Below are 23,040 nucleotides of genomic sequence, written 5' to 3'. Positions count from 1 at the left end.
GCCATTCCAATGACACACGGAGGGCGCCATGGCGCAGCGGTACGATGCACGGGGCAATATTTACATCGTGGTAGCGCCGCAAGAACTGCGCCACCAGGGCATCGACTTGCCCGATCAGGCCAGCCAGGCCGCGCAAACCCTCGAAGCCTGGGCGCTTGCCGCCATCGAGGCGTGCTGCAGCTGGGCGCCTGGCACTCAACCACCCGGCAGCAAGGATCATCGCAGCGACGGTTTGCTGGTCGGACCTTTCCAGGCGTCGCCACCCTTTGACCTGTTGATCGTCAACACCGACGGCACCCTGGCCGAGCGCAGTGGCAACGGGTTGACGATCTTTTCCCAGGCACTGAGCGATCAAGGGCTGTTGCCGAAGGACGAAGCCTGTCTGCTCAGGGTTCATCACGACAAGGCTGATACGCCTTCACCGGGGCAGACTTCCGTGAAAGCCGCGCAGGTCGATGACGTGCACGGTTTCTGGCTAGATCTGGGGCAGCCGGGATTCGGGCCGGCAGCGGTCAGTGCCGACGGGGTTGAGGCTGTGGTGTTCAACGGTCGTGAACTCAGTCACGTTGAACCATTGGCGGCACTCAATGGCGCATGGTCGCGCAGTCAGTTCGCGCGGGTTGGCAATCCGCATTGCGTGACGCTGGTGGAACGTGCCGAGGATCTGCCGAGCAACGAGCAGATGCGGGAACCGGCGCTGGGTGAAGGGTTGATGCGAATCGCCTACGCCATGCCGGTGGGTGCAGGCAAACCTTGTCCGGCGGGGATCAATCTGCAATGGGCAATGCGAGTGTCCGAAGGGCACATCGCTGCGCGAGTGTTCGAGCGGGGCGAGGGGCCGACGGCATCCTCGGGGACCAGCGCCAGTGCGGTGGCCAGTGCGGCGTGGCGGGTGGGCTGGGTCAGCGCCGGGGAGGTGAAGGTGACGATGCCCGGTGGCACGGCGCCGATCTTGCTGGAGGAAGAGTTGGGGGAGTTGAGTCGGGTCAGCTTGTTTGGTACGGCTCGGTTAATCGATTGATTTCAAGATAGCCTTCGCGAGCAAGCCCGCTCCCACATTTAACCGCGTTTGTCTGGACAACTCGGTCAATTGTGGGAGCGGGCTTGCTCGCGAAGGGGCCAGTCCAGTCAGTGCAAGTTTCAGCCCAGCCCACTAAACTCCACCACCGGCATCGTCCGCTTCATCAACACCTTGCCCTCGCGCACCGAGTACAGCGGCAAGCCCTGGCTGCGGATCACTTCGTAGTCGCTGTCCGCCGACAGAATCAGCAGATTCGCCGGCCGCCCGCGCTCCAGGCCATAACGCTCGCCGAGGTTCATGGCCCTGGCGCTATTGTCCGTCACCAGGTCCAGCGCGCTTTGCAGGTTGCGATAGCCGAGCATGTGGCAGATGTGCAGCCCGGCCTCCAGTACCCGCAAGATGTTGCCGTTACCCAGCGGGTACCACGGATCGACGATCGAGTCCTGGCCGAAGCACACGTTCATCCCCGCTTCCAGCAACTCGTTGACCCGGGTCACGCCCCGGCGTTTCGGGAAACTGTCGAAGCGACCTTGCAGGTGGATGCTTTCAGTGGGGCAGGAGACAAAGCTGATCCCCGAATGCCCGAGCAAGCGAAACAGTTTGGCGCAGTAGGCGTTGTCGTAGGAACCCATGGCCGTGGTGTGGCTGGCCGTGACCCGCGAGCCCATGCCGCGGCTGCGGGCCTCTTCGGCGAGCACTTCGAGAAAGCGCGAATGCGGGTCGTCGGTTTCGTCGCAATGCACGTCCACCAGGCAGCCGCTGCGTTCGGCCAGGTCCATGAGGAACTTCACCGAGCTGACGCCCTGATCGCGGGTGTATTCGAAATGCGGAATGCCACCGACCACATCGGCGCCCATGCGGATCGCTTCTTCCATCAACTCGCGGCCATTGTGGTACGACTCGATGCCTTCCTGAGGGAACGCGACGATTTGCAGGTCGACCAGGTGCCGGCTTTCCTCGCGCACTTCGAGCATGGCCTTGAGCGCGGTCAGTTGCGGGTCGGTGACGTCGACGTGAGTGCGCACATGCTGGATGCCGTGGGCGGCGAGGGCCTGGATGGTTTTCTTGGCCCGGGCCTTGGTGTCTTCCTGGGTGATGGTCGCCTTGCGCTCGCCCCAGCACTCGATGCCTTCGAACAGCGTGCCGCTCATGTTCCAGCGCGGCTCGCCGGCGGTCAGGGTTGCGTCGAGGTGGATGTGCGGCTCGACGAAGGGCGGCACCACCAGATTGCCGCCGGCATCCAGATCGCCAGGGCCCAGGGTCGGGGCCTCGGTCTGGCGGGCGATGCTGCTGATCAGACCGTTTTCCAGGTTCAACTCATGCAGGCCTTCCTGGTTGCGCAGACGGGCGTTGATGATGTGCATCGGGCAGATCCTTTTGGCGAATCGTTTAGGCAATCTCCTTACGTTAGCTCGGTGGCGGCGGTCCCCGCCAGTTCAAAATGTGGGAGCGGGCTTGCTCGCGAAGACGGTGTGTCAGCTACATAGATGCCGGATGTGCTGGCGCTTTCGCGAGCAAGCCCGCTCCCACAGGGGGTTGGGTTTGTTCAGGTAGATAGTTGGAGGGGCAAAAAACGCAGCAGAGCGGCAACGACCGCTTCGGGCGCATCTTCCTGGACCAGATGACCGGCGTTGGCAATCGGATGAAACTGCGCGCCGGGAATCATCTGCTGCAAGGCCCGTCCGCGTTCGATGGGAATCCACTGGTCGTCTTCACCCCAGAGAATCTGCACCGGGCAGCGAATCGCCGGATACAAACGTTCGGCCTCGCGGGTATAACGCTCGTCCATCTGCGCGATCTGCCGATAGAACCCCGCTTGCCCGGGATCGCCCAGCCACGGCAGAACGTAGGGGGCGAGTTCGGCGTCGGGGATTTCGCGCTTGATCGCCCCGCGAATATAGGTCGGTACGATGGCTCGCTGAATGTAATCGGGCAGTCCGCTGAACGCCGCTTCATGCTGACGCACATGCTGCACGAACGGTGAACCCCAGGGCGTCAGCGCTACCGGGTCGATCAGCGTCAGGCTGCGGTAATCCTTGCCGTCGAGCAGGTGCGTGCGCAGGGCAGTAGCGCCGCCGAAGTCGTGGGCCACCACGTCGGGGCGATCCAGGCGCCAATGCTCCAGCAGTTGTGCCAACAACTGGTTTTGCACACCGAGCGAGACATCGGCGTCGGGTTGTGCCGACTGCCCATAACCCAGCAGATCGAAGTAGTAGACGCGGTGAGTCGCCGTGAAATACGGCGCGATCCGGTGCCACACGTAAGAAGAAAAGGGTGTGCCATGCACGAACACCAGCGGCGGGCCGTCGCCGTGTATGGCATAGCGCACCTGATGTCCATTGAAGGCAAAAACCTGATCCAGCGGCCAGTCAGTCATGGACCTGTCCTCTTGGAGGGGGGAGAGGGGAAAAGCATAGGCATAAAAAAACAGCCGATGAAGGCTGTTCTTTATTTCTCTGACCAACTGTAGGAGCGAGCTTGCTCGCGAAGAACGTCAACGATTACGCGTGGTATCTGGCAGCCAGCGGTGCTCTGGCGTCCATCGCGAGCAAGCTCGCTCCTACAAGGGGGCGGTGTCTTTATTCGCCGCGATAGATGCAACCGCTGGTGCACGTCTCGTGGATGCGGATCGCACTGAGCTCCGGCAGCAGGGGCTTCATCTCATTCCAGATAAACTTGGCCAACACTTCACTGGTCGGGTTTTCCAGGCCGGGAATGTCGTTCAGGTAGTTGTGGTCCAGGCGCTCGTACAGCGGCTTGAAGATTGCCTTGATTTCCGAGAAGTCGCGGATCCAGCCGGTGTGCGGGTCGAGGTCGCCGCTCAGGTGGATTGCCACTTTGAACGAGTGACCGTGCAGGCGCCCGCACTTGTGGCCGTCCGGTACGTGGGGCAGGCGGTGGGCGGATTCGAAAGTAAATTCCTTGAAGATTTCCACAGTGTTTTCAGCTCTGTTCAGGTGGCGTTCGCCGCAGCGATTCGGGCAGGCGGCGAGTTTACCAGCTTGTCCTGACTAAAGGGTCAGCAAGTGCTCGCCGAGGCGACCGTTGGCGGCCAGTTCGAGGAATTCGTCGCCCATGCGGCGGCTTTCTTCCATGGTCGTGCGCCAGTATTTCTGCCGGCTCGGGGCGTCGCCCATGAAGCGCTTGAAGTCGTTGCGGTCCGGCAGTTTGCCGTAGGGCAGGCGCGCCAGGTATTCCTTCGACGGCGCCAGCAGCAGCACGTTTTGCAGGCGTGTCGGGCAGGCGCGGCGCCACGGCAGGGTCTTGTCGAACCAGCCGGGAATCACCCGGTCGGTGAAATGCGGGTAAAGCACGATGTCGTTGCCGCTGTAAGGCAGGTCCAGGTGGTAATCCAGCAGTCCGCCGTCGCGGAAGGTGCCGGCGCCGGCGCCCGGCAGGTCGCGCACGCCTTGCATCACCATCGGGATCGAGCCCGAAGCCAGCAGGGCCTGGCGCAAATTGCCGGCATCGAGGGCGACGAAGCGCGACGGGAAGTCGTTCAAGGCGTCGACCGGCGGCGCCAGGCGCGGGTCGTGGATGATCAGGCGTTCGAAGTGCCGGGCCAGCCGCGCCCGGCCGCGCAGGTTGTCGGCGATGACCGAGGACAGGCCCAACCCAAGACGTCCGCGATGATCGTCGGCGAGCAGGCCGTGGCTTTTGACCACCATGATGTTCAGGCGGTAATCGCTGTTGGCCAGGATCGAGGCATCGCGACCGTCGAGCAGGTCATCGAGCATGCGCCGGGAGCTCTGGCTGATCTGCGCCATGGTCACGCCCTTGGCGAAATTCTGCTCGGTGTACAGCTGCCCGAGACGCCGGATGCCCTCGGCGGCGTCCGGCAGGCAGGCGCTGGCGAAGCGCCAGGAACCTACCGATGCACCAATCAGCGAGCGCTCCCGCGGTGCGGCTGGCAGCCACTCGCCGAACAGCGCCAGGTCCAGACCCTGAATCCCCAGCGCCTTCGGACCACCGGCCGCGCCAGGCAGGGTGCCGACCTCGGCGGCGTTCAAGCCGTTGTCCCGGATGCGCGCAAAGGCGCGTGGACCGGCCTTGAGGGTCAGGGAGGGGAACTTGATGTGGATGGCGGTCATTAAAGTCTCGAAGTCTGTTCAGCGGGCAGATTATGTGGGAGCGGGCTTGCTCGCGAAAGCGGTGTGACCGTCAACATTGATGGCGACTGACACGGCCTCTTCGCGAGCAAGCCCGCTCCCACAGGGGGTTGAGGTGTCAGCAATGATGGCAATTCAGTTTCAATTAAGTTCAGCGGGTTAAGGTGGCTCGCCTGGCCCCCCGACGCAACGCTGATACCATTGTGGTTTTCGCTCTGGAATTAGACCCGGTCATCGGGTAGTGACTCAAGGATCATCAGGATCGGTAATGAAGGTGTTTCTACTCAATCGATGTGTCGCACGCGGGATGGCGCTGCTGCTTCTGGCATTTTGCTCGGCAGTGATGGCCCGCGACCTGGATCAGGATGAAGCCCTGCGCCTGCGTCAACAGGGGGTGATCCTGCCGCTGGAGCAACTGTTGCAGCAAGCGATGGATCGCTACCCCGGCGCAAAACTGCTGGAAGCCGAACTCGAAGAGAAGCACAACATCTACCTTTATGATGTCGAATTGCTGACCCCCGAAGGCGTGGTCCGTGAGCTGCACATCGATGCGACTGACGGCCGAATATTGAAAGACAAGGAAGACTGATCCATGCGTTTGCTTCTGGTGGAAGACCATGTGCCCCTGGCCGACGAACTGTTGGCCGGCCTCAACCGCCAGGGTTATGCGGTGGACTGGCTGGCCGATGGTCGCGATGCGCTGCATCAGGGCAGTACCGAACCTTACGACCTGATCATCCTCGACCTCGGCTTGCCGGGTGTGCCGGGGCTTGAGGTGCTGGCGCAATGGCGCGCGGCGGGGCTGGCCACGCCGGTGTTGATCCTGACGGCCCGTGGTTCCTGGGCCGAGCGCATCGAAGGCCTCAAGGCCGGCGCCGACGATTACCTGACCAAACCCTTTCATCCCGAAGAGCTGTTCTTGCGCATCCAGGCGTTGTTGCGCCGCTCCCATGGCCAGGTCAACCAGCCGACACTCCAGGCCGCCGGATTGCATCTGGACGAAGGGCGCCAGTGCGTTGTCCGCGAGGGCGCGGATATTCAGTTGACCGCCGCGGAGTTTCGCCTGTTGCGGTATTTCATGCTGCACCCCGAGCAGATCCTCTCCAAAAGCCATCTCGCCGAACACCTCTACGACGGTGAAACCGAGCGCGATTCCAACGTGCTGGAGGTCCACGTCAACCATTTGCGCCGCAAGCTCGGCAAAAGTGTGATTGAAACCCGTCGCGGCCAGGGCTACCTGTTCGGCGGACAAGCCCGGTGAGATCGATCCAGCGTCGCTTGAGCCTGGGCCTGATCAGTGTGATGGTGGTCGTTGGCCTGGTGCTGGCGCAAACCAGCCTGTGGCTGTTCGAAATGGGTTTGCAGCGCTACCTCGAAGCCGGGTTGCGCAATGACAGCGAGAACCTGCTGGCGGCACTGGTGCGCGGGCCGCAGGGCTTGCAACTGGATGAACGACGTCTGTCGCCAGCCTATCAGCGGCCGTTTTCCGGGCATTATTTCCGCATCGATTTCGCCGACGGCCATTGGCGTTCCCGTTCGTTATGGGATCAGGAACTGCCGGCGCTCGATCAACCCGGCCTGCACGACAACCTGCAACTGGGGCCGGAAGGGCAACAGTTGCTGGTATTGCGTACGGACTATCGACGGTTGGGACTGCCGATTTCCATCAGCGTCGCCGAGGATTACACGCCAATACGCGAAAGCTTCCGGCGTATGCAACAGATCGGCTTGGGCCTGGGATTGGCAGGGCTGCTGCTGATTCTGTTGCTGCAACGGATCACCGTGCGCCGTGCCTTGCGCCCGCTGGAACAGGCGCGCGAGCAGATCGCACAGTTGCAACAGGGCCAGCGCTCGCAACTCGATGACCAGGTGCCGGTGGAACTGGAGCCACTGGTGGCGCAGATCAACCATTTGCTGGCCCACACCGAAGACAGCCTCAAGCGCTCACGCAATGCCCTGGGCAACCTCGGCCACGCCTTGAAAACGCCGCTGGCGGTGCTGTTGAGCCTGGCTTCAAGCGAGCAACTGGACGCGCACCCGAAACTGCGCAAAGTCCTCAAGGAGCAACTGGAGCAAGTCCAGCAGCGACTCAATCGCGAACTCAACCGCGCACGGTTGTCTGGTGATGCGTTGCCCGGTGCGCTGTTCGATTGCGCCGCCGAACTCCCCGGGTTGCTGGCCACCCTGAACATGATCCATGGCGAACACCTGGCGCTGAGCTACCGCGCTCCGACCGGCCTGCAATTGCCCTGGGACCGTGAGGACCTGCTGGAACTGTTGGGCAACCTGCTGGACAACGCCTGCAAATGGGCGGATGCCGAGGTTCGCGTGAGTGTGGTCGAAACGGCGGGCGGGTTTGAACTCAGTGTCGAAGATGACGGCCCGGGCATTCCCGCAGAGCGTCGCGATCAGGTGTTCAGTCGGGGAACGCGGCTGGATGAACAAACAGAGGGGCATGGCCTGGGGCTGGGTATCGTGCGCGATATCGTCGATAGCTGGGGCGGCAAACTGTCGTTGCTGGAAAGCGAGTGGGGCGGTCTGAAGGTCGTCATCGAATTGCCCAAACACACCTGAGGCCCCGCCGGGAACCCCACATAGAGCCTCTGCGCCTCAGGTGTGATGAATCTCCCGATCCTTGGTTTCCGGCATGAAGAAAATGCCCAGCACAGCCGTCATCACCGCAATGACAATCGGGTACCACAGCCCGTAGTAGATATCCCCCGTGGCCGCCACCATGGCGAACGCCACCGTCGGCAGGAAACCACCGAACCAGCCATTGCCGATGTGGTAGGGCAGCGACATCGAGGTGTAGCGAATACGCGCCGGGAACAGTTCCACCAACCAGGCGGCGATCGGCCCGTAGACCATGGTCACGTAGATCACCAGGATGGTCAGGAGCAGCAGCACCATCGGGTAGTTGGTCTTGGCCGGGTCGGCCTTCTCGGGGTAACCGGCGTCCTTGAGGGCGGTGGCGAGGGTGGCGGTAAAGGCGTCGTTTTTGGCCTTGAAGTCGGCGGCCGGCATGCCGGTGCCTTCGAAGCTCTCGATCACCTTCTCGCCAATGCGCACCTGCGCAACAGCGCCAGGCTCGGCGTTGACGTTTTTGTAGGGGATGGCCCGTTTCGCCAACACGGTCTTGGCCAGGTCGCAGGAACTGGTGAATTTGGCCTTGCCCACCGGGTCGAACTGGAACGAGCACTGGTCGGCATTGGCGACCACCGTGACCGGGTTCTTCTCCTGCGCAATGAACACGTCGGGGTTACCGTACTGGGTCAACGCATGGAAGATCGGGAAATAGGTCGCGGCCGCCAGAATGCAGCCGGCCATGATGATGCCCTTGCGCCCGATGCGGTCGGACAGGCTGCCGAAAATGACGAAGAACGGTGTACCGATCAGCAGCGAGCCGGCAATCAGCAGGTTGGCGGTCTGCGGGTCGATCTTCAGCGTCTGCAACAGGAAGAACAGCGCATAGAACTGCCCGGTGTACCAGACCACGGCCTGGCCGGCGGTGCCGCCGAGCAGGGCCATGATCACGATCTTGAGATTGTCCCAGCGGGCGAAGGATTCGGTCAGCGGTGCCTTGGACGCCTTGCCTTCGGCCTTCATTTTCAAGAATACCGGTGATTCGCTCAGTTGCAGGCGGATGTACACCGAGACGATCAGCAGCAGGATCGACAGCAGGAACGGAATCCGCCAGCCCCAGGCCTCGAACGCTTCGGTGCCAAGGATGGTGCGACAGGCGAGGATCACCAGCAGCGAGAGAAACAGGCCGAGGGTCGCAGTCGTCTGAATCCACGACGTGAAGAAGCCGCGTTTGCCCTTGGGGGCATGTTCGGCCACGTAGGTCGCCGCTCCGCCGTATTCGCCGCCCAAGGCCAGGCCTTGCAGCAGGCGCAGGCTGATCAGGATGACCGGCGCGGCTACGCCGATGCTTGCGTAGCCCGGCAGCAAGCCCACCACCGCCGTGGAGACGCCCATGATCACGATGGTGATGAGAAAGGTGTGTTTGCGTCCGATCATGTCACCCAACCGGCCGAACACGATGGCGCCGAAGGGCCGAACGGCGAAGCCGGCGGCGAAGGCGAGCAGGGCGAAGATGAAAGAGGTCGTTTCGTTGACGCCGGCGAAGAAGTGCTTGGCGATGATCGCCGCGAGGGAGCCGTACAGGTAGAAGTCATACCATTCGAACACGGTACCCAGGGACGACGCGAAAATGACCTTGCGCTCCTCCCGGGTGATCCCGTGGTTGGGCGCGCTGCCCGTGGTGGTGTTGTCGATGGCCGCCATGAGTGTTCTCCGTTGTTACTGTTGTAGGCCGGAGCACCTCTCAAATGTTGCCGCACCCTGGCCCTGGGGCTGATGTCGTCGGATTACGCAAAGCTTGCTTTGAAGTTGACGTCCCGGATTGTTGCCAGGTTCTCTGAAGCATAATCAGGTTCTGCTAGATATCCACTCGCCATCACTGTAGGAGCGAGCTCGCTCGCGAAAATCGTCAACGATGACGCGGGGAATCTGGTTCCCCGCGGCGCCCTCGGGTTTTTCGCGAGCAAGCTCGCTCCTACAGTTGCAGTTGCGGGTTTAAACGCGGAACTGATCCATCAAGTTCTGCTGCTGGTTCGCCAGGCTGTTGAGCGACTGGCTGACCCGCGCCGATTCATTGGCCTGGCCCGACAGCGACTCAGTCACGTCGCGAATGGTCGCCACGTTGTTGTTGATCTCCTCGGCCACCGCGCTTTGCTCTTCGGCGGCACTGGCGATCTGCATGTTCATGTCGTTGATCACGGTCACCGCGTCGCCGATCTGGCGCAGCGCCGTCACGGCCTGGCCAACCTGCTCGACACTGCCCTGGGCCTGACGATGGCTGTTGTTCATCGAACCCACCACCTCCTGGGTACCGTTTTGCAGTTGCTCGATCACCAGGCGGGTTTCTTCCACGGACTCCTGGGTGCGCCGCGCCAGGTTGCGCACTTCATCGGCGACCACGGCAAAACCGCGTCCGGCCTCTCCGGCACGGGCCGCTTCGATCGCCGCGTTGAGGGCCAGCAGGTTGGTCTGCTCGGCGATCGCGCGGATCACTTCCAGTACCGTGCCGATTTTCTCGCTGTTGGCTGCCAGGCCTTCGACCTGAACCATGGCGGCGCTCATGTCGGCGGCGAGGTTGCCGATGCTGGTGGTGGTGCGGTCGATCACGGTCAGGCCCTGACGGGTCGCCTGATCGGCATCCCGGGCGGCATGGGCCGCTTGCGCGGCGCTGCGGGCGACGTCCTGGGCGGTGGCGCTCATCTCGTGGGAGGCGGTGGCGACCTGATCCACCTGGCGGTATTGCTGCTCCATGCCGGCGCTGGTCTGGGTGGCGATGGCGGAGGACTGGTCAGCGGTGCTGCGGGCGTCCTGCACCGAGCGTTTCACTTCGGCAATGATCGGTTGCAGCTTATCGAGGAAACGGTTGAACCAGCCAGCCAGTTGGCCCAGTTCGTCCTTCTTGTCGTAGGCCAGGCGGCGGGTCAGATCACCTTCGCCGCTGGCGATGTCTTCGAGCATCAGCGCCACGCCGAGAATCGGTTTGGTCACGCTGCGGGCCATCAGCCACACCAGCACCAGGCCGAGCAGCGCGGCGAGTACCCCCAGGCCGAGTTCGACCAGCGTGCCGGCGGTGTTGCTGTCATCAAGTTGCTTTTTCAGGGCTTCGGCGGGGCCGACCAGGACTTTCTCCGGCACGTCGAGCAGCACGCCCCAGGATTTACCGCCGGGAATTGGCTGGAAGGGTGCCAACACTTTCAGTTGCTGATTGCTGTGCAGGCTGGCGGTTTTGCTGCTGGCGCCGAGCATGCGCAGCAGTTCGGCACCGTTGGTCTTGTCCACGGCGTCCAGGTGCTGGCTGAGTTTGCTGGCGTCAGGGCTGTAGCCGGCGAGGAGACCGGCCGGGCTGATGATGCTGACACTGGTCTGGCCGTCGTAGAGCTTCTTGCTGGCGCCCAGACTGACTGCTTGCAGGCTGTTGAGGTTGATGTCCACCGACAGCGAGGCGATGACCTTGCCGTTGACCATCAGCGGGAAAACGATGCTGGTCATCAGCACGTTCTGGCCGTCGATCTCATAGAAGTAGGGTTCGATCACGCATGGCTTGAGCGTGGTGCGCGGGCAAGTGAACCAGGCGTTGGCCGCTTCGCCGCTGGGGCCGGTGCTGGTGTCGGCCATGTCCTTTTCCGGCAGGGCCATCGAGGTCACCTTGCCCGGCGTCGGCTGCGACCAGTAGAGGGCGAAACGGCCCTTGTCGTTGCTGCCCAGTTCCGCTTGTCCGGCGAACAGTTCGTCCTTGCCGTCCAGGCCGTTGGGCTCGAACACCAGGGACAGGCCGAGCAGCTCGGGATTGGCCTGCAGGGCCGACTTGACCTGGCGGGTCAGGTCTTCGCGCAGGTCGAAGGCATCGAGAAAGCGCTTTTCGGCCTGGTCACGCAGAAACAGCACCTGCCGCGAGAATCCGTGGCCGTACTGATAGGCGTCCATGAACTGCTGGCGAATGCCCAGCGCCTGGTTTTCGCCCTGGGACTCGATTCGCGCCTGGGCGGCTTCGGTCAGCATCTCCATGCTCGAGGCTTTCACCAGCGCGGAACTGTGCTCCATGCGATACAGCGAAAGACCCACCAGCAGGGTCACGATGCCCGCCAGGCACAGCCCGGCCAGCAGGGTGATTTTCCATTGGATGGAAAGTTGTCTGAGCGACATGGAGACGTCCTTATTCGATAAATATCTGAGACTTTGCCCTGTAACGGCCGCGATCGGGTTTTCTTTATGTCATCAGCCAAAGCTTTTGTGGCGAGGGGGCTTGCCCCCGTTGGGTCGCGAAGCGGCCCCCTATTTTGTCCGGTCATACCGCGTTGTCTGGATCGCGACTGTTACGCAGCCGAACGGGGGCAAGCCCCCTCGCCACAGGTCATCACATGCAGATACATATCCCCATTGCCCACGAGCTTTGACACCGCGCCCACTCTGCGGCAAAGTGCGCGCCCTCTAATAAGACCCATTCCTTTTATCCGCTGGCGGCTCTCGCAGACTGCCGGCCGGACTCTTTTCGCTTGTCCAGAGGTATGACAATGAATGCAGTAATTGCCGCGGTCGGCATCATGCTGGTGCTCAGCCTGTCCCGCGTGCATGTGGTGATCGCCCTGATCGTCGGTGCGCTGGTCGGTGGTTTGACCGGCGGCCTGGGTATCGAGGCGACGCTCAAGGCTTTCAACAGCGGCCTCGGTGGCGGCGCGACGGTGGCGTTGTCCTATGCCTTGCTCGGCGCTTTCGCCGTGGCCATTGCCAAGTCCGGCATGGCCCATGCGCTGGCCGACAAAGCCCTGGCGATGGTCGATCGCCAGCACGCCAACGGCGGAAGCCAGGTCAAATGGCTGCTGATTGGCCTGCTGTGGGTCGTGGCCATCGCCTCGCAGAACATCCTGCCGATCCATATCGCGTTCATTCCGTTGCTGGTGCCGCCACTTCTATATGTGCTGACCAAACTGCAACTGGACCGTCGCCTGATCGCCTGCGTCATGACCTTCGGCTTGATCACGCCGTACATGTTCCTGCCGGTGGGCTTCGGCAACATCTTCCTCAATGAGATCCTGCTGGCCAACGTCGCCCGCAGCGGGGTGGACATCAGCGGCATCAATGTGACCCACGCCATGGGCATTCCGGCCCTGGGCATGGTGGCGGGCCTGCTGATCGCGTTTGTCAGCTATCGCAAGAAGCGTGTCTACGACCTGGCGAAGATCGAACAGGTCGAGCAAGTGGCGGTGCAATACAACCCGCTAAGCCTGATGGTGGCTGGTGTGGCCATCGCGGCGGCGTTCATCGTTCAGCTGTTGTTGGACTCGATGATTATCGGTGCACTGGCCGGCTTCCTGATTTTCTCGGTGTCGGGCATCGTCAAGTGGCGTGACACCGATGACCTGTTCACCGAAGGCATGAAAATGATGGCGATGATCGGCTTCATCATGATCGCGGCCTCGGGGTTTGCCGAAGTGATGAAGGCCACCGGTGAGGTGCAGACGCTGGTCGAGTCGTCGGCGGCGTACATCGATCACAGCAAGGGCATCGGCGCCTTGCTGATGTTGCTGGTGGGGTTGCTGGTGACCATGGGCATCGGTTCGTCGTTCTCCACCGTGCCGATCCTCGCGGCGATCTTCGTGCCGCTGTGCGTGCAACTGGGCTTCAGTCCGATTGCCATCGTGTGCATCGTCGGTACGGCCGGTGCCCTGGGCGACGCCGGCTCGCCGGCTTCGGACTCGACCCTCGGCCCGACCTCCGGCCTGAACATCGACGGCCAGCACCATCACATCTGGGACACCGTGGTCCCGACCTTCCTGCACTACAACCTGCCGCTGCTGGCGTTCGGCTGGGTGGCCGCGATGGTCCTGTAACCCGGAACCCCCGTGGGAGCGGGCTTGCTCGCGAATGCGGTGTGTCAGACAACCTATATAGTGACTGACACGCCCTCTTCGCGAGCAAGCCCGCTCCCACAGGGGATCTTCTGCGGACCTGATGACCGCGTTCAACTTTTGACCCAGCGTGCCGTTAAAGCGTTTAACCACGCCAACAAAATCAAAAGAGTGAACGTCATGCGCATGAGCCTCAAGGCCAAAGTCCTGTCCCTTGCCGTCCTCCCGGTGTTGCTGTTTGCGCTGGTCATCAGCCTGACCACGCTGTTCATTCTTCAGGATCAGGCGCGCAAGGAAGTCGAGCAGACCCGCGAGCGCCTGCTCAGCGATGCCAAGGCGACCTTGCAAAGCTACGTGGCCGTGGCCATGACCACGATCAAACCGCTCTACGACGCGGCCGCTCCCGGCGATGAGGCGGCGCGGGCCCAGGTGATCAAGCTGCTGTCGAGCATCACTTATGGCAAGGACGGCTACTTCTTCGGCTACGACTCCAACACCGTGCGCCTGTTCAAGGCCAACAGCCCCGAAGGCGTGGGCCAGAGCTTCAAGGACAACCGCGACCCGAATGGTGTCTACGTCAACCGCGACCTGGTGAAGGTGGCGAAGGACGGTACGCACTACCTGCAATACAGCTCGCCCTTGCCCGGCAACACCCAGGTGTTGGTGCCCAAGCTCGGCTACACCGAATACCTGCCGAAGTGGGACATGGCGGTCGGCACCTCGGTCAATCTCGACGGAATCGAAGCACAAGTGGCGGTGGTCGAAGCCAAGGTCCAGGAGCGCATGCAAGGCATGGTGCTGAGCATCGTCGGTGTGGCGCTCGTGGTGTTGCTTGTGATCGCCGCTGCCGGGATGCTGTTGGCCAACACCATTCTGCGTCCGCTGCATTTGATGAAAGCCAACCTCGACGACATCGCCGCGGGCGAGGGCGACCTGACCCGTCGCCTGACCATCACCAGCCAGGACGAACTCGGCGAACTGGCCGGCTCGTTCAACCGTTTCGTCGACAAGATCCACGGCCTGGTACGGCAGATCACCGAAATGACTTCGCAACTGACCGGGCTGGTGAATCAGGTGTCCGACCAGGCCAATCGCTCGGACCAGGCCATGGAACGCCAGCGCCACGAAACCGATCAGGTGGCCACGGCGATCAACGAAATGTCGGCCGCCGCCCAGGAAGTCGCCAAGAGCGCGCAGAACGCTGCGGTGGCAGCCCAGCAGACTGACGAAGAAGGGCAGGCGGCCAAGCGCGTGGTGGCCGGCAGCATCGAGAAGATCCATGCGTTGGTGGACGACATCCGCAGCAGCGGCGTGTCCCTCGACAGCCTGCAAAAAGACGTTTCGTCGATTGTCAGCGTGCTCGGGGTGATCCGCTCGATCGCCGAACAGACCAATCTGCTGGCGCTCAACGCCGCCATTGAGGCGGCCCGTGCTGGCGAGGCGGGGCGCGGTTTTGCGGTGGTGGCCGATGAAGTGCGGGCGTTGGCCAGCCGTACGCAAATCAGCACCCAGGAAATCCAGGGCATGATCGACCGCCTGCAGGCCGGCACCCAGTCGGCGGTGGAGGCGATGCGTCGTTCCAGCGAGGCTGGTGACGGCACCTCGGCCCAGGCCAACGAGGCGGGGGCTTCGCTGGACACCATGGCTCAATTGATCGCCACCATCAATTCAATGAACGCGCAGATCGCCAGTGCCGCGGAAGAACAGACCGCCGTGGCCGAAGAGATCAACCGCAGCGTGCATCAGATTGCCGTGGCGGTGGACAACGTCGCCGACGAAACTCAACTCGGCGCACAGACTTCGCGCAGCCTGGCCGACCTCGGTCAGCGCCTGGGCAGCCTGGTCGGGCAGTTCCGTATCTGAGGTCATATCGGGCTTTTGTGGCGAGGGGGATTGCCCCCGTTTGACTGCGCAGCAGTCACAAGCCCGGTCATTGCCATAAGTCAGGAACAACGCAGTTGCCAGGTTTTGGGGTCGCTGCGCAACCCAACGGGGGCAAGCCCCCTCGCCACAGGGTCGGGTTCGACGCAGCAGCTTTTGTGGCGAGCGAGCTTGCTCGCGCCGGGCTGCGCAGCGGCCCCAAAAATCTGTGAGCGCTACGCACTCAAGCGGGAGCAAGCTCCCTCGCCACAAAAGATCGCAACCTGCGGCAGCTCCTACACTTACGGTGTGCATATGAGCACTGGCGACCATACAAGAGGAGTCAGACCCATGATTGACCGCGAAAGTATCTGCGATTGTCCGAAATGTTCCTGCAAACTCGGTGAACATCCGATTGCCCGTCACGGCAAGCATTACTGCTGTGAGGCCTGCGCCAAGCACCATGAACACGGCGAGGAATGCACCCATAAAGGCTGCAAGTGCGCCCATGGCTGACAACCGCGAATGAAAAGTGGAGCCTAGTCCGGCTCCACTTCCAGCCTGAGGCTGTCATCCTCCAGGCGTTCGCTGTGGCGCACGGTGCCCTGCAAGCGCCGCCCTTCGACCCGCACCACCAGGGTCTTGGCTTGCTCCAGATGTTCCGGCAGGGGTGCGGGGACGCGTATGGCGAAGCAAAATGGGTCATTTTCGACCTGTTCCAGTCCGATCCGGCACTCGACGCTTGTGGTGATGCGGCCTGACGACGTGTCCAGACCGTAGTCCAGTTGCGCAGGGCTGCTGACGGGTGTTGCACTCATTTCCCTTCCCCCGAACCTGATGGTTGCCAGAGATTAGTTCGCCGGCCGCCACTTGACGTTTTCCACGCCGAACTTTTCCGCCATCGGCTTGCTGGTCTTTTGCACCTTCTCGCGTCCAAATCGGGGGATTCGCCCCACCCCCGCGTCACAGCTCGCCCAATGCCAGGCTTCTGCGTTATCCATTTTTTCCAGTCGGATAATGAATGACTTTGGCGCGCCATGGAGGGTGTACTCGATGACGAATAATTTTGCACTGTTCATAAAGCCCCGGTTCCTCCCTGTTGTACATAAAAGGATCGCGCGCCATCGGGAAAATTCACTCGAATTGTCGGAAGGCTGCGGTTGCTGGCGACAAGTTCCGTGCCTCGTTACCATGTGGCTTCCCTGATCCCCCAATGAACATAGACCATGGCCCTCGCTGTACCGCCCGACCTGAGTGACACCGATGTGCCGGTGCAACCGCTGGCTCGCACCTATCCGCGCGGGTTGTACATCGAGCCCCATGAGCACGTCTGGGGCCAGTTGCTGTATGCGATGAGCGGGGTGATGTGGGTCGAGACGCCGCACGAGGCGCTGGTGGTGCCGCCGCAGCGGGCGGTGTGGTTGCCGCCCGGCGTGCCCCACGGGATTCGTGTGGTGTCCGACCTGCAAATGCGCAACATCTACCTGCGGCCGTCCCTGGCCGAGACCCTGGATGACAGCGTTCAGGTGATCGAGGTCGGCGGCTTGCTGCGCGAGCTGATTGTCGGCCTGGTGGAGCAGGGCAACGACGGGCCGCCCGAGTACTACGACGCGCTGGTGGGCCTGGCGCTGCTGGAGCTCAAGCGGGCCAGGCGTTCGCTGCTGAAAATCCCGCTGCCGGACGATTCCGACCGACGGCTGATGAACCTGTGTCAGGCGGTCATGTCCGCGCCCTCGCTGGATATTCCGTTCGAACAACACGCGCAAACCGCTGGTGCCAGCGTGCGGACCCTGGCGCGGCTGTTCAAGGACGGTCTGGGCATGGGTTTCGCTGAGTGGCGGCGTCAGGTGCAACTGGCGACGGCGGTGGCCGAGTTGATCCAGGGCGTTCCGGTCAGCGCGATTGCCCGGGACCTGGGCTATTCGCCGAGCAGCTTCAGTGACATGTTTCGTCGTGAGCTGGGTATTGCCCCCTCGCAGTTTCCCGCGGCGCAACGCCAGGACTGAATTCGCCGGCACCCTGCTTTGGCCGAAATTCAGAAGTACTTGGCCGATGCTCAAAGGCGGCGCCCTCTAAACTCAGCGCATACCTCAATTGCCCTGGAGTCTGCCATGAACCTCCTCATGTCACTGGCCATCGGCCTGGGCGTCGGTCTGCTCTACGGCGCCCTGGACTTTCGTTCCCCCGCACCCCCGGCCATCGCGCTGGTGGGCCTGCTCGGCATGCTCGCCGGCGAGAAGCTCTGGCCGATGGGGCGCGAGCTGGTGGCTGGCTGGATCTCCTGAACCCTTTTTGACTCGATGGATACGCCCATGAAAGCTCTGCAATTCGATAAAACCGGTGATCTCTCGGCCTTGCGCTATGTCGAGGTGCCTACGCCTGTTCCTGGCGCCGATGAAGTGTTGGTCGAGATCAAGGCCGCGGGCCTCAACCCCAGCGATGTGAAGAACGTGCTGGGGCGCTTTCCCTACACAACCTTGCCACGCATTCCCGGTCGTGATTTTGCCGGTGTGGTCGTCGCCGGCCCGCAGGCGCTGATCGGCCAGGATGTCTGGGGTACGGGGCGGGAACTGGGCTTTTTCGCCGACGGTTCCCACGCGCAGTTCGTCAAGCTGCCGGCCAATGGCGTGGCGCTCAAACCCACGCACCTGAGCTTCGCCCAGGCCGCCAGCCTCGGCGTGCCCTACACCACGGCGTGGGATGCGCTGGAGCGCAGCCTGGTGACGGCCGAAACCCGTTTGCTGGTCATCGGTGGCGGGGCGGTCGGCACTGCCGCGTTGGCCCTGGCCAAGGTGCGCGGCGCCCGGGTGCTGGCGGCCGCGCGGCGTGCCGAGCAGGTCAAGGACTTGCAGGACCAGGGTTACCAGACCCTGCAACTGGATAAACCCGAAGACCTCGGGGCGCAGGTCAACGCCGTGTATGCCGGCGGTGCCGACGTGATCTTCGACACCACCGGGTTCTGGCTGCCGGCCTCGGTGCCAGCCCTGGCCACGTTCGGCCGCATCGCGATCATCGCGGCACCCGTGGACGGTCACGTGCAACTGCCGGCCCTGGCGTTGTATCGCAAGGGCGGCTCGGTGGTGGGGATCAACTCGCTGTTGTACGGGGTGCAGGCGTGTGCGGCGATGCTCGAGCAGTTTGGCAATTTCTTCGATCAAGACTTGCTGCCATTGCCCCAGGGCTTGTTCGAATCGCCCTTGTCCGAAGGCCTGGAGCGTTACGCCGAAGTGAACCAGGGCAGCGGCGACAAAGTGATTCTGCTGCCATGACCCATCCCCCTGTGGGAGCGGGCTTGCTCGCGAAAGCGGTGTGTCAGGCAATATTTATAGTGACTGACACACCCTCTTCGCGAGCAAGCCCGCTCCCACAAGGGGCACTGCTTACCAGCGCATCTCCTACAAAGGAAAAGGCGCGTTGCTGTAGGATTGGTTACCTAGACTCCAAGAGGTAACCCCATGAGCGAGCCGATTCGCCTGACCCAATACAGCCACGGTGCCGGTTGCGGTTGCAAGATCTCCCCCCAGGTGCTGGAAGTGATCCTGGCCGGCAGCGGGGCGCAGAACCTCGACCCGAAACTCTGGGTCGGCAATGCCTCGCGCGATGACGCGGCGGTGTATGCCATCGACGAAGAGCGCGGCGTGGTCTCGACCACGGACTTTTTCATGCCGATCGTCGACGACCCCTTCGATTTCGGCCGAATTGCCGCCACCAATGCCATCAGCGACATCTACGCCATGGGCGGCGATCCCTTGATGGCGATTGCGATTCTGGGCTGGCCGGTGAACGTGCTGGCACCGGAAGTTGCCCGGGAAGTGATACGTGGCGGTCGTTCCGTGTGCGATGCGGCGGGCATCCCGCTGGCCGGTGGGCATTCCATCGACGCACCAGAGCCGATCTTTGGCCTGGCCGTTACCGGTCTGGTGGAGAAGCGCCACATGAAGCGCAACGACACCGCCACCGCCGGTTGCCTGCTCTATCTCACCAAGCCCCTGGGTATCGGCATCCTTACGACGGCCGAGAAAAAGGGCAAGTTGCGCAATGCCGACATCGGCCTGGCCCGGGACTGGATGTGCACCCTGAATAAACCCGGCAGCCGTTTCGGCAAGCTCGATGGCGTGACCGCGATGACCGACGTCACCGGTTTCGGCCTGCTCGGGCATCTGGTGGAAATGGCCGACGGCAGCCAGCTCACCGCACGTATCGAGTATGACCGCGTACCGCGCTTGCCGGGCGTCGAGTATTACCTGGAACAGGGCTGCGTACCGGGCGGAACGCTGCGCAATTTCGACAGCTACGCCAGCAAGCTCGGACGCCTTCAGGAGCTGCACAAACGCGTGCTCTGCGATCCGCAGACCAGCGGTGGCCTGCTGGTTGCCGTGACGCCCGAAGGCAACGAGCAATTCCTTGCGGTGGCCGCCGAGCTGGGCCTGAGCCTGGAGCCGATCGGTGAACTGGTCGAGCGACAGACCAACGCGGTCGAGGTGTTTTGATGTCTGTCGACTGCACCGATTACCGCGACATCTTCATCAACGACCGGCCCATGATGGACGCCCGCGCGCCGGTCGAATTCAGCAAGGGCTCGTTCCCCGGCGTGATCAACCTGCCGTTGATGAATGACCATGAGCGCCAGCGTGTCGGCACCTGCTACAAGCAGCACGGCCAGCAAGCGGCCATCGTACTCGGGCATCAATTGGTGTCGGGCGCGGTCAAGGCCGAACGTATCCAGGCCTGGGCCGATTTCGCCCGGGCGCACCCCGATGGCTATCTGTATTGTTTTCGCGGCGGCTTGCGCTCGCAGATTGTCCAGCAATGGCTCAAGGACGAGGCCGGTATCGACTACCCACGGGTGGGCGGCGGCTACAAGGCCATGCGTACCTTCCTGTTGGACACCCTCGACCAGGCGGTTGCCCAGTGCGACTTCGTCCTGTTGGGCGGGATGACCGGCACCGGCAAGACCGAGGTGCTCACGCAACTGAACAACGCCGTGGACCTTGAAGGTCATGCCAACCACCGTGGCTCCAGTTTCGGCAAGCGCGCCACGGGCCAACCTTCGAATATCGATTTCGAAAACCGCCTGGCGGTGGACGTGCTGAAAAAACGCGCCCGGGGCATCGAGCAGTTCGTATTGGAAGACGAAAGCCGTGCGGTGGGCAGTTGTGCGCTGCCGTTACCGCTGTACCAGGGCATGCAGCAGTTTCCGATGGTCTGGCTGGAAGACAGCCTGGAAGGTCGGGTCGAGCGGATCCTGCGCGATTACGTGGTGGATCTGTGCGCCGAATTCATCGGCGTGCATGGCGAGGAGGGCTTTGCGCTGTTTTCCGAGCGGTTGCTGGCGAGCCTGAACAATGTGCAGAAACGCCTGGGTGGCGAACGTCATCGGCGCATGTTGATTTTGATGGAAGAGGCGTTGGCGGAGCAGGCCCGCAGTGGCGCGGTGGATCTGCACCGGGGCTGGATCGATGGTTTGCTGCGCGAGTATTACGATCCGATGTATGCGTTCCAGCGGGAGAAGAAAGGCGCACGGATCGAGTTTGCGGGGGAGCGGGGGGCGGTTCTCGAGTATCTGTGTGAGCGAGTGAATCAGAAGGGTTGAGGGTGTTTTTGCCGGCCCCTTCGCGAGCAAGCCCGCTCCCACAGTAGATCTTCAGTGATCACAGATCCAGTGTGGGAGCGGGCTTGCTCGCGAAGAGGCCCGATCAAACAATGCAAAATCTCAAGTCGGGCAGGTTTCAGCGCCGTTATCCAGGCCCTGCTTGTACACATTGCTCTGCAAGCTGGCCTTGCCGTTGTGCCAGGTCAGGGTCAGCACATACAGCGAATCGTAGTCGCTGGACTCCCAGTCTTCGGTAATGGACATTTTCTTGCCGGTGGCCTCTTCGGCGACCTTGTTGATCAGCTCCGGCAGGTAGCCGTGGGACCAGGCGGTGTAGATGACCGAGTTGTGATACTTGTCGTGGAGCAATTCATCGGCCAGGTCACTGGTGTCATTGGCGGAAAAATTAATGTTCACCGGCAGGCCGAGCTTGATGGCGCTGGGGCTGATGGTCATCAGGGGGCGGATGTAGCTGTAGGAGTTGTCGAACTCGCCTTCCTCGACGTTACGGGTCGGGTTCGCCGCAAACACATAGTTGGCCTTGCCGAATTTTTCCGGCAGCAGCGTGGCCAGGTCGATGGCGCGGTTCAGCCCCTGGCAATTGAGCTGGCCAAGGCCTCCGGCGGGTTTTTCTCCGTGGCGCAGGAACACCAGCGTCTGCGTGCCATCCATCGGTTGGGCGCGGCTCAGGCCGGACTCCAGCAACAGGAACGCCGCGCTGACCACCAGCAAGGCGGGCAACAGCAGGTAGGCGCGATGTTTAAAACGTTTGGCATTGTTGAACAGGGTCATGAATAAAAGGTTCTTCAGCGCAATTCGGTTAAGGCTGACAAACCTTTACACCACGATTTTCCCGCATCGGGTGTTTTCCATGTCGTTGAAACCGGTCCGTTCTCAAAGCGGTGGTCCTCAGAGTCCTCTGAGCCCGTTTGGTTCGATTCCGGTCGAGAGCGCAGCAATGTACCGGTAACCTTCAACGGTTTGCAGTGGAGGTTATCGACAGGATGTTGCGGAATTATGGACAGACTACACCTGATGGTGTTGAAACCGTCGTGATCTCTTTTGATCTCCTCTATCAGCGAGATTGATGGCTCCAGGGGATCGCTGAGCCGATATCTCCATTATGATCGTCACTCTCAATGTCTTCGTGGATCCAGCCCATGACCGATTTGTCCGCATTCCCCATCACCCGCAAATGGCCTGCCCAATACCCTGAGTGGATTCAGCTGTACTCCTTGCCAACTCCCAACGGCGTCAAGGTCTCGATCATGCTCGAAGAGATCGGCCTGCCGTATGAACCGCACCGGGTTGGCTTCGACAACAACGACCAGATGTCCCCGGAATTTCTTTCCCTCAATCCCAATAACAAGATCCCGGCGATCCTCGACCCCCACGGTCCGGACGACCAGCCGCTGGCGCTGTTCGAGTCGGGAGCGATCCTGATCTACCTGGCCGACAAGAGCGGGCAACTGCTGGCCCAGGAATCGGCGGCGCGCTACGAAACGATTCAGTGGCTGATGTTCCAGATGGGCGGTATCGGCCCGATGTTCGGCCAGCTCGGGTTTTTCAACAAATTCGCCGGCAAGGACTACGAAGACAAGCGTCCCCGTGACCGCTACGTCGAGGAGAGCAAACGCCTGCTCAAGGTGCTCGACGGCCGGCTCGAAGGGCGCGACTGGATCATGGGCGAGCGGTATACCATCGCCGACATCGCCACCTTCCCGTGGGTGCGCAACCTGATCGGCTTCTATGAAGCCGGCGATCTGGTGGGCATTCAGAATTTCCCTAACGTCACGCGGGTGCTGGAACGCTTCCTGGCACGGCCGGCGGTGGTGCGCGGGTTGCAGATTCCGAGCCCGGTCGCAGGTTGAACACAATCCACTGTGGGAGCGGGCTTGCTCGCGAAGGCAGTGTGTCAGTCACTATATATGTCGCCTGACACTACGCTTTCGCGAGCAAGCCCGATCCCACAGTGGATCTGTGTTGGATGCAGGGATTGTTGCCCAGCCTGCAAGAGTCTGTTGGTCA

At 62.1% G+C, this 23,040-nt stretch carries 21 protein-coding genes and 3 pseudogenes; 14 read left to right on the top strand and 10 right to left on the bottom strand.

Translation table 11 applies throughout. The annotated features are described in order from the left end of the window. Nucleotides 1–28: 28 nt before the first annotated feature. Nucleotides 29–1,021 (top strand): diaminopimelate epimerase, encoded by a 993-nt coding sequence (locus tag QMK54_RS21655; protein ID WP_320401312.1) that lies wholly within the window; start codon nt 29–31, stop codon nt 1,019–1,021. Nucleotides 1,022–1,140: 119 nt separating this feature from the next. Here QMK54_RS21655 and codA read toward each other — a convergent pair whose 3' ends face one another. The 4 genes from codA to QMK54_RS21635 form a co-directional block, all read right to left on the bottom strand. Beyond that, the gene (gene codA, locus QMK54_RS21650) at nt 1,141–2,385 is read right to left on the bottom strand and encodes a cytosine deaminase (protein ID WP_223594957.1); all 1,245 of its coding nucleotides are present in this window, start codon (nt 2,383–2,385) and stop codon (nt 1,141–1,143) included. 182 nt (nt 2,386–2,567) lie between these two features. Next, on the bottom strand, nt 2,568–3,398 hold the full coding sequence (locus QMK54_RS21645; protein ID WP_320401311.1) for an alpha/beta hydrolase: 831 nt from the start codon (nt 3,396–3,398) through the stop codon (nt 2,568–2,570). Nucleotides 3,399–3,600: 202 nt separating this feature from the next. Then, complete coding sequence (gene queD, locus QMK54_RS21640; RefSeq protein ID WP_003223505.1) at nt 3,601–3,957, bottom strand: 6-carboxytetrahydropterin synthase QueD; 357 nt, start codon at nt 3,955–3,957, stop codon at nt 3,601–3,603. Nucleotides 3,958–4,032: 75 nt separating this feature from the next. Continuing rightward, nucleotides 4,033–5,112: a patatin-like phospholipase family protein gene (locus QMK54_RS21635; protein WP_320401310.1), complete on the bottom strand. Its 1,080-nt coding sequence runs from the start codon at nt 5,110–5,112 to the stop codon at nt 4,033–4,035. Between the two features lie 286 nt (nt 5,113–5,398). On the opposite strand from QMK54_RS21635, the gene QMK54_RS21630 reads away from it, so the two are divergent. Genes QMK54_RS21630 through QMK54_RS21620 form a run of 3 tightly spaced genes read left to right on the top strand, consistent with a single transcriptional unit; the run spans nt 5,399 to nt 7,704 of the window. Beyond that, entirely contained in the window at nt 5,399–5,719 is a 321-nt protein-coding gene (locus QMK54_RS21630) for a PepSY domain-containing protein (RefSeq protein WP_110661878.1), read from the top strand. 3 nt (nt 5,720–5,722) lie between these two features. Further along, the gene (locus QMK54_RS21625; RefSeq protein ID WP_110661879.1) at nt 5,723–6,391 is read left to right on the top strand and encodes a response regulator transcription factor; all 669 of its coding nucleotides are present in this window, start codon (nt 5,723–5,725) and stop codon (nt 6,389–6,391) included. After that, a complete protein-coding gene (locus QMK54_RS21620; RefSeq protein WP_223594950.1) occupies nt 6,388–7,704 on the top strand; it encodes a sensor histidine kinase in 1,317 nt (438 codons plus the stop codon). Before QMK54_RS21625 ends, QMK54_RS21620 begins: the two co-directional genes overlap by 4 nt. 36 nt (nt 7,705–7,740) lie before the next feature. Here the strand turns inward: QMK54_RS21620 and QMK54_RS21615 are convergent, their stop codons facing one another. From QMK54_RS21615 to QMK54_RS31270, 3 genes and pseudogenes are all read right to left on the bottom strand, one after another. Then, on the bottom strand, nt 7,741–9,417 hold the full coding sequence (locus QMK54_RS21615) for an MFS transporter (RefSeq protein ID WP_110661881.1): 1,677 nt from the start codon (nt 9,415–9,417) through the stop codon (nt 7,741–7,743). A 291-nt stretch (nt 9,418–9,708) separates the two neighbouring features. Beyond that, a pseudogene (locus QMK54_RS31275) lies at nt 9,709–10,299 on the bottom strand (methyl-accepting chemotaxis protein); the annotation flags it as partial. A 267-nt stretch (nt 10,300–10,566) separates the two neighbouring features. After that, nucleotides 10,567–11,637: pseudogene (locus QMK54_RS31270) on the bottom strand (HAMP domain-containing protein); the annotation flags it as partial. Nucleotides 11,638–12,224: 587 nt separating this feature from the next. Here QMK54_RS31270 and QMK54_RS21600 point away from each other — a divergent pair. The 4 genes and pseudogenes from QMK54_RS21600 (at nt 12,225) to QMK54_RS21590 (ending at nt 15,935) form a co-directional block, all read left to right on the top strand. Further along, on the top strand, nt 12,225–13,541 hold the full coding sequence (locus tag QMK54_RS21600) for a Na+/H+ antiporter family protein (protein WP_320401308.1): 1,317 nt from the start codon (nt 12,225–12,227) through the stop codon (nt 13,539–13,541). A 198-nt stretch (nt 13,542–13,739) separates the two neighbouring features. Then, nucleotides 13,740–14,564 (top strand): annotated as a pseudogene (locus tag QMK54_RS31265) (cache domain-containing protein); the annotation flags it as partial. A 36-nt stretch (nt 14,565–14,600) separates the two neighbouring features. Beyond that, nucleotides 14,601–15,422, top strand: a complete 822-nt coding sequence (locus tag QMK54_RS31260; RefSeq protein ID WP_411741588.1) for a methyl-accepting chemotaxis protein — start codon at nt 14,601–14,603, stop codon at nt 15,420–15,422. Nucleotides 15,423–15,770: 348 nt separating this feature from the next. Next, nucleotides 15,771–15,935: a metallothionein gene (locus QMK54_RS21590; protein ID WP_103395323.1), complete on the top strand. Its 165-nt coding sequence runs from the start codon at nt 15,771–15,773 to the stop codon at nt 15,933–15,935. Between the two features lie 23 nt (nt 15,936–15,958). Here QMK54_RS21590 and QMK54_RS21585 read toward each other — a convergent pair whose 3' ends face one another. After that, nucleotides 15,959–16,237 (bottom strand): hypothetical protein, encoded by a 279-nt coding sequence (locus QMK54_RS21585; RefSeq protein ID WP_223594942.1) that lies wholly within the window; start codon nt 16,235–16,237, stop codon nt 15,959–15,961. Between the two features lie 33 nt (nt 16,238–16,270). Further along, complete coding sequence (locus QMK54_RS21580; protein WP_057714008.1) at nt 16,271–16,498, bottom strand: DUF6555 family protein; 228 nt, start codon at nt 16,496–16,498, stop codon at nt 16,271–16,273. A 147-nt stretch (nt 16,499–16,645) separates the two neighbouring features. Between QMK54_RS21580 and QMK54_RS21575 the strand changes: the two genes are divergently transcribed. From QMK54_RS21575 to mnmH, 5 genes are all read left to right on the top strand, one after another. After that, nucleotides 16,646–17,425 (top strand): AraC family transcriptional regulator, encoded by a 780-nt coding sequence (locus tag QMK54_RS21575; protein ID WP_223594940.1) that lies wholly within the window; start codon nt 16,646–16,648, stop codon nt 17,423–17,425. A gap of 105 nt (nt 17,426–17,530) precedes the next feature. Beyond that, complete coding sequence (locus QMK54_RS21570; protein WP_085726949.1) at nt 17,531–17,704, top strand: DUF1427 family protein; 174 nt, start codon at nt 17,531–17,533, stop codon at nt 17,702–17,704. Between the two features lie 27 nt (nt 17,705–17,731). Beyond that, complete coding sequence (locus QMK54_RS21565) at nt 17,732–18,688, top strand: quinone oxidoreductase family protein (protein WP_110662498.1); 957 nt, start codon at nt 17,732–17,734, stop codon at nt 18,686–18,688. Nucleotides 18,689–18,874: 186 nt separating this feature from the next. Beyond that, nucleotides 18,875–19,909, top strand: coding sequence for a selenide, water dikinase SelD (gene selD, locus QMK54_RS21560; protein ID WP_110662217.1), 1,035 nt, complete (start codon nt 18,875–18,877; stop codon nt 19,907–19,909). Next, nucleotides 19,909–21,012 (top strand): tRNA 2-selenouridine(34) synthase MnmH, encoded by a 1,104-nt coding sequence (gene mnmH, locus QMK54_RS21555; RefSeq protein ID WP_110662216.1) that lies wholly within the window; start codon nt 19,909–19,911, stop codon nt 21,010–21,012. The genes selD and mnmH overlap by 1 nt, the downstream gene beginning before the upstream one ends. Nucleotides 21,013–21,132: 120 nt before the next feature. Here mnmH and QMK54_RS21550 read toward each other — a convergent pair whose 3' ends face one another. Further along, nucleotides 21,133–21,804 carry a histidine phosphatase family protein gene (locus tag QMK54_RS21550; protein ID WP_110662215.1) on the bottom strand — a complete coding sequence of 224 codons (672 nt, stop codon included), beginning with the start codon at nt 21,802–21,804 and terminating at the stop codon, nt 21,133–21,135. 368 nt (nt 21,805–22,172) lie between these two features. Between QMK54_RS21550 and QMK54_RS21545 the strand changes: the two genes are divergently transcribed. Next, complete coding sequence (locus QMK54_RS21545) at nt 22,173–22,883, top strand: glutathione S-transferase family protein (RefSeq protein ID WP_320401306.1); 711 nt, start codon at nt 22,173–22,175, stop codon at nt 22,881–22,883. Nucleotides 22,884–23,040: the final 157 nt, after the last annotated feature.

It is taken from the genome of Pseudomonas sp. P5_109, from assembly GCF_034009455.1.
Lineage (GTDB): Bacteria > Pseudomonadota > Gammaproteobacteria > Pseudomonadales > Pseudomonadaceae > Aquipseudomonas.
The sequence above is the reverse complement of the archived record's forward strand: the minus strand, read 5'-3'. Positions and strand labels throughout refer to the sequence as shown.